The 6,747-nt window shown below is 35.4% G+C and carries 3 protein-coding genes; all 3 read right to left on the bottom strand.

What is annotated here, in order from left to right:
* Window positions 1-114: 114 nt before the first annotated feature.
* The 3 genes from FZ949_RS06590 to FZ949_RS06580 all read right to left on the bottom strand — a co-directional run bounded on the left by FZ949_RS06590 (window position 115) and on the right by FZ949_RS06580 (window position 6,681).
* Window positions 115-969, bottom strand: coding sequence for a TPM domain-containing protein (locus tag FZ949_RS06590; protein ID WP_180998611.1), 855 nt, complete (start codon window positions 967-969; stop codon window positions 115-117).
* Complete coding sequence (locus FZ949_RS06585) at window positions 969-1,562, bottom strand: LemA family protein (protein ID WP_148790267.1); 594 nt, start codon at window positions 1,560-1,562, stop codon at window positions 969-971. The genes FZ949_RS06590 and FZ949_RS06585 overlap by 1 nt, the downstream gene beginning before the upstream one ends.
* A gap of 100 nt (window positions 1,563-1,662) precedes the next feature.
* Complete coding sequence (locus tag FZ949_RS06580; protein WP_148790266.1) at window positions 1,663-6,681, bottom strand: retention module-containing protein; 5,019 nt, start codon at window positions 6,679-6,681, stop codon at window positions 1,663-1,665.
* Between the last annotated feature and the right edge of the window lie 66 nt (window positions 6,682-6,747).

The following is a 6,747-nucleotide window of genomic DNA, read 5'->3' as shown; positions in this document are numbered from 1 at the left end:
TAGATCAAATTTAGCAAAATGGCTTTTAAGCAGCTCGCCGGCTAGCATCTTTGCTCCTAAGTTTTTATATATTTTAAAGGATTTAAGCTTTACAAGCTAATCTTTGATGGGATTTTACCAGCTGCCGCTTGCCCCACCTCCGCCAAAACCGCCTCCGCCGCCACTAAAACCACCACTTCTTGAACTACTAGAATGGCTGCTGCCACTACTATTTGAGTCTGATCTATCTCGTCTGAAGCCACTATATGTATTTTTGCTTTGAGTATTTTTTTTAAAGGCATTTTTTAAAATAATAAAAAATATTACAAACACAATGGCAAAGACAATGAAGTAATTTTGCACGCCAAAAAATTGCTCAAATACCGTAGATGTAAGCCCCGCAAAACACGCGCTAAAGCCAATTCGCATAAAAAATTTACCTAAAAAGCCAGAGATAAAACACGAGATCATGCCGGCAAAAAAGGCAACTATTCCAAATGGTATCTCTTCATCATTACTCACACTTTCAAATTCTTCACCACTAGCCACTTTTATGATGGCTCTTATGCCATCTATCACGCCACCGCCCATATCTCCTTGCTTAATTTTAGGCACTATCACATCATTTATGATCTGGCTTGATATAGCGTCAGTTAGCACACCTTCGAGTCCATAACCAACCTCTATACGTACTTTTCTCTCGTTTGGAGCGATTATTAAAAGCACTCCATTGCTGCTTTGTTTTTGTCCCAGCTTGTAGCCTCTAGCTATTTCAAGAGAGATCTCTTCTATACTTTTATTTTCTAGTGATTTAAGCGTCACTATAGCAATTTGCGTCGTACTATTTTGCTCGTAATTTTGCACCAAGCTTAAAAGCTCAGCTTTCTCATTTTTAGAGAAAATTTGAGCCTCATCATTTATCTGCTCGTTAAAATTTATGGCAAAACAAAAGCAAAATGTAAAAAACAAAAGAGCAAAAATTTTCTTCATCATTTCTCAAATGAAACTTTTGGATTTATCTTCTCTTCGTTACTTATTTCAAGATTTTGTTTTGGCTTTAACTCAGGATAAAAAACACTTGCTATAAATTTATTTGGAAAGCTTCTAAGGGCTACGTTATACTCTTTTACAGCTTCGATATAATCATGCATTGCTACGCTTATGCGGTTTTGCGTACCTTCAAGCTGACTCTGAAGAGATAAGAAATTTTGATTTGCTTTTAGCTCTGGATAGTTCTCGCTAACTGCCATAAGCCTACCAAGTGCCAAGCCAAATGAGCTTTGTGCTGTCATAAATTCTTTCATCTTAGCTTCATCGCTAAGACCACTTGCATCAACGCTTACTTGCATGCTCTTGCTTCTAGCATTTGCCACATCTTCAAAAATTTTTTGCTCATGAGCTGCGTAGCCTTTTACAGTTTCAACCAAATTTGGCACAAGCTCGGCTCTTCTTTTATATTGATTTAACACCTGTGACCACTTTGCATTTACATTTTCATCAAGTGCAACAAATGAATTTATATACTTAAAAGCACCAAAAGCAAGTGCAACAATAACTATAATAACGGCTATTAAATTTTTCATATCTTCTCCTTTAAGGAGCAAATATTAGTAAAACAAGACTTAAAAAATAATGTAAGTTTGAGTTTGAAATGAGTGCGAATTTACGCACTCATTTTGGGGATTAAAGATCGGTGTGGATTTTGTCGTCTATTTGGATATGGATAGTTTTTCCATTTATTTGATCTATGCTTGAGTAGCCTTTAAATCCAGCAGTATCATATGAATGATCTGCGGTCCATTTATGAACTAGATCAACTTTTGTGATTTTATTGCCATTAGCATCAACATCACCACCTTTTACCTTAAGCACCGTATCAGGATTATCAGTGATATCAAGGATATTTTGTGCATTAAATTTGATCTTTGTTTCTCCTTTAAGCTCAAGGTTTTCAAAGCTTTCCACTTTTGAATCAAGATTATTAATACCTCTAAGATCAACTATTTGCTTATCAAACACCAAAGTATCATGACCTTCGCCACCTTTCATATCTTTACTTGCGTCAAATTTAACCGTATAGTTTTCAACGCCTATATGAAGTGGTTTATAAGGCTCATAAGATTTAGACTCTAAGCCATCTGAAGTTTTAAGCGAGGCTTTAACATTTAGATCATAGGCTGATCTTGCATTGATATCAAGCTCTTGGTCAAATGTGCCTTTTGCTATATCTGCAGCTGATAGAGTATATGTTGCGGTCTTGGTTAGTGCATGGTTGTCTGGATCAGTGTATTTAAACTCTACCGTATCTCCATCTCTAGCATCTTCATTAAGATAAACTTTAACTGTAGTAGACCTTTCGCCATTTTCTGAGGTTTTTATATCTTTATTAAACATGATGCCTCTTATAGCATCAATTTCAGCATGTGCCGTATCGCTTACTGTTTTGCTCTCACCAAATGTGTCAGTTAGAGTAACTTCAGCTTTTGTTTCTTTATCAACTGCGATAGTAGCATCAAGATCAAGTGGATTATCCCTATCAAGCGTGCGTTGAGAACCATCATCTAAATTTTTAAGTGTAATTTTTCCATTTACATCTTTTCCCATAACTTTATAATGATTAGTCGCAATAGATCCATCAGGATTCGTTATCTTGACATCTATCTTATCGCCAGCTACAACACTTCCTGGGATAGAAACATGAACCTTTGAAATTTTACTGCCTGACTCATCTCTTGAGATAATACCATTATCATTTTTATCAGCAACTATGCTTACACTTAATCCCGCTTCACTTAAAGGTGCAAGTTTAGCTTTTGCTTCGCTACTAGTTGTAGTCTCAGCACCATTTGTTATAGTAGCTACTGCACTAGTTTCGCGACCTGGAAGCATAGCAACACCAGGAATTTTTATAGTATTGTTTGCTAACTGTGTAGTAACATGAGTAGTATCATCTGTAAGTGAAATTTTACCATTGGCAGTTTTTGAAACTGTGTAATTTATTGTCCTATCAGCCGTAGTACCATCGGCTTTAGGCTCTTTTATAGTTACTGCTATCTTATCACCATTTGTGACATTATGCGGCACCTGAACGCTTATAATTGTCTTTTTTATATTATTGTCCAAAATAGCTTCATCTCTATCTATTACATTGTCTCTACTTGCATTATCTTCAACAAATTCAATCTTTAAATTTTTAGTATCTACTGACTCCAATGTAGCTTTAGCTATTTTTGTTACTCCATTTATAGTAGCTTCAACCACTGCTGGATGATCTTTATCTATATGAACATTAGAAATTTTTAGTTTATTTCCTGACTCAAGTGCAACAATACTGCCACCTGCATCTTTTATGGTAACGTTTGTACCATCATTTGAAGCAACGGTATAGGTTTTCTCTGCTCCACCATTTACCTTGACTTTTATAATATCGCCACTATTTACAGTGGTTGGGATTTGAAGTGTCGCCGAAGTGGTATTTAAATTTCCATCCTTCATAGCCTCATCTCTACTTAGAACACCATTTCTATCTTTATCCTCATAAATGAATAGCCTAAAGCCTGTTCCAGAACCGCTACCTTGAGCATCAAGCGTAATATCGCTATTTGTCTCAACCTTATCAGCACCAGTATTATCAGTAACTTTGGCACTAATGATAGTCTTATGATCTTCTGTTAAGCCAAGTGTATATTTGACCACTTTATTGCTATCAGCATCATCTGTAATATCAAGCTCTTCACTACCATTTTTGGCTATTAATTTGCCGTTATTATCTTTTACTATCTCGTATGTCTTAGTTGTTTTATTGTTTGGCGTGTCTTCGTTATGTGACTCTACTATTAATTTATCACCTAAAACAAAATTTGAAGGAAGCTTGATAGTTGCTATAGTAGTCGCTCCGGTTGCCTCTGTGCTGCCCAAAATACCATCATTATTGGTATCTTTTTCAAAAGTTATCTCCATGTCTTCATGAAGCTTTTCAAGAGTATTATGATTTTGAGCTTCGGCTTTCTTGCCGCCACTTGCATCGGTGGTCTCAGTAGTTACATTGATGGTCTTGCCAGCAATGATCTCTACGCCAGGAATTTCTATCTCATTTTTATCACTTGCAGTTATAGAAGTATGAGTAGAAGTATCTTCTAGCATGATTTTACCGCTTGGATCTCTACCTGTAACCTTATAAGTTTTAGGTGAAGTGCCATTATCTATTTTTACAGTTACCACATCACCAACTATAACGTTATTTGGCACTTTTACTACTACTGTAGTTTTATGTAGGTCGCCATCTGCGTCTTTACTCTCTGCTCTCGTTAAGGATACGTTACGGTCAGCGTCCTCTTTGAAATATACCGCCATATCGTTTATATTTGAGATAGTAACCGTGCTTGTATCTTCTGCATGCTGAATACCATCTTTATCTTGTATCTCGGCTGTTACTTTAGTTTCTAGACCAGTTGCTGTCTTAATGCCAGAAATTTTAAAGCTTCTACCATCTGTTTCTGTATCTACTTTATTGCCATCGCTATCTTTTACAAAGAACTTACCATTATTATCTTTTCCAATAGTATATTTTATTTCTCTAGCAGTAGCTTCATTTGGCTCTTTTATAGTTACAGTTAGTTTATCTCCACTTACTGAATTTTTAGGAAGCTTTATAGTGACTGTCGTGCTATTAAGATCATGATCACTCATAGCTTGCTCTCTGCTCATACTCCTAGTGCCATTAGCCTCTCCAAAGATAACTTCAGGTTTTTTTACATATTCTAAACTAGCCGATACTTCTGACTCATTTATGGATGTATGTCTATTTGGATTTAAATTTGTAACTTTGGCCTTAATAGTCGTATCTTCTCCATGCTTTAGTTGGATACCAGAAACATTGATGATATATTGATTATCACCTGCTTTTATAGGCGTTAAAACATTAGAAGTTCCATTTTCTGTTACACTAGTTACGACACCTTTACTATCCATATGTATAGTAAATTCTCTTGTATAAGTTTTAGAAGGATTATTTACAGGATCATCAGGATCAGGTCCAGTAATAGTTAGCGTAAGCTTATCGCCATTATCAATTTTATTTGGCAGAGTAATCCTTGCTGTGGTTTTATTTACTTCATTGTCATCAGTACTTTCTTGTCTTGAAATTTCATGAAGAGTCTTTTCTTCTGGTAATGTCATTTCTAAATTTCTACCAATAGGCATTACACTATCTTGATCTGACTCTTCACTTTTTCGAACATTGTTTTTATCTACCACATGAACACTAGCTGATGTTCTTACATCTGGAAATATCGGAAGAGAGGTATTTACTTTTTGATTATCAATCATCTCTTGTGTAAGAGAAATTTCTTTTGTTGTATCTTGCTTAGTTAGTGGATCGGTATAAGTTATAACAATCTTATCGCCAATAACTACATCTTTTGGTAGAGTTATTTCTACCGTCGTGCTTCTAAAGTCGTTATCTTGCTTATTTTCATTATCATATAGATAGATATTATCATCTGTATCTTCAGTAAATTTCAAAGTCGGTTTTACATCAAGAGTAGTAGAGTCACTTGCAGTTGCACTTCTCATCTTGTTTGTGCTATCTGCTACGTAAGCTTCTACTTTTGAAGGCTTACCGTGCTCAACTGGCATATTATCTATCTTATATCCATTATCTATTATGTTTTGATCAATAGATACATTTCTAACCTCGGTTGTACCATTAGGCTTTGTTAAAGTCACGTGAAGCACATCTCCAACAATCACATCTTTTACAGTTATAAGTACTGGAGTTTCATTTAATTTGCCATCTTTAGCATTTTCAGTATATGTTAATAGATTATTATCAGGACCATTATCCTCTGTAAATTTAACCTCTGGAGCACTAAAACCACTTGAAGTTACGCTATCTTCACTTCTACCACTAACATTTCCTTGAAAATTTGTAATAGTTGCATCAACTTTTGAAATTTTACCAGTCTGTATTGGAGCATCAAACTGATAACCATTGCTTATGATAGTTGGAGTGATAGGAATTGTTTTATTTTCAGTATTACCATCTGGCTTAGTTATAGTGATATTTAGTATATCTCCGGCCCTTACTGTACCATCATTTGGAATCGTAATAAGAACTTTTGATGTATTTAAATTTGTATCACGTGCATGCTCAACCCTGCTTAAAGTACCATCGTTATTAAGATCGCTTATAAAAGTTACAAGAGGATTGCTTGGGATTATAGTATCATCTCCACCATTGTATCCGCTTATTGGGCTATCGTATGATGCAAAAGCTCTGTTTGTATCACTTAAATTTCTATATGTTGCATTAATGTTTGAATAGTGTCCACCCTCAGCAAATTTAGCGTCACTTAGACTAACACCATCTCCACCACCAGCAGCAGTATTTCCACCAGCTGCGGTCTCTTCAAGTTTTGTTAAATCTCCGCCATTTAAAATAGCATTTTGCAAATCACTAACATCTGCCAAACCTTCCGCGCCTATAGTACTTTGATTTAATGCAAGCGTATCATTGCCTACAATCGTAATCTCTTTTCCATTATTTGAAACAATTGTTATTTTGTCAGCTGCATCACTTGTCTTGATACTCTCTCCCATATAAAGGATGTCACCTACTTTTAGCTCTCTCTCATTTCCGTTTTGATCGATAGCGACCGCCTTGCCACTAATAAATTTTACTACTCCAGCTTCTTTAGCCAAGATTACTCCTTATTATTATTTTTTGTATTATTTAAATTTTTGCGTGATTATATACTATCTTTATAA

The sequence above is a fragment of the Campylobacter concisus genome, assembly GCF_902460545.1.
Lineage (GTDB): Bacteria > Campylobacterota > Campylobacteria > Campylobacterales > Campylobacteraceae > Campylobacter_A > Campylobacter_A concisus_AE.
The sequence above is the reverse complement of the archived record's forward strand: the minus strand, read 5'-3'. Positions and strand labels throughout refer to the sequence as shown.

Coding starts and splice junctions, on each gene's coding strand:
- FZ949_RS06590 (WP_180998611.1), bottom strand. CDS start 969: ATGAAGAAAATTTTTGCTCTTTTGTTTTTTACATTTTGCTTTTGTTTT.
- FZ949_RS06585 (WP_148790267.1), bottom strand. CDS start 1,562: ATGAAAAATTTAATAGCCGTTATTATAGTTATTGTTGCACTTGCTTTT.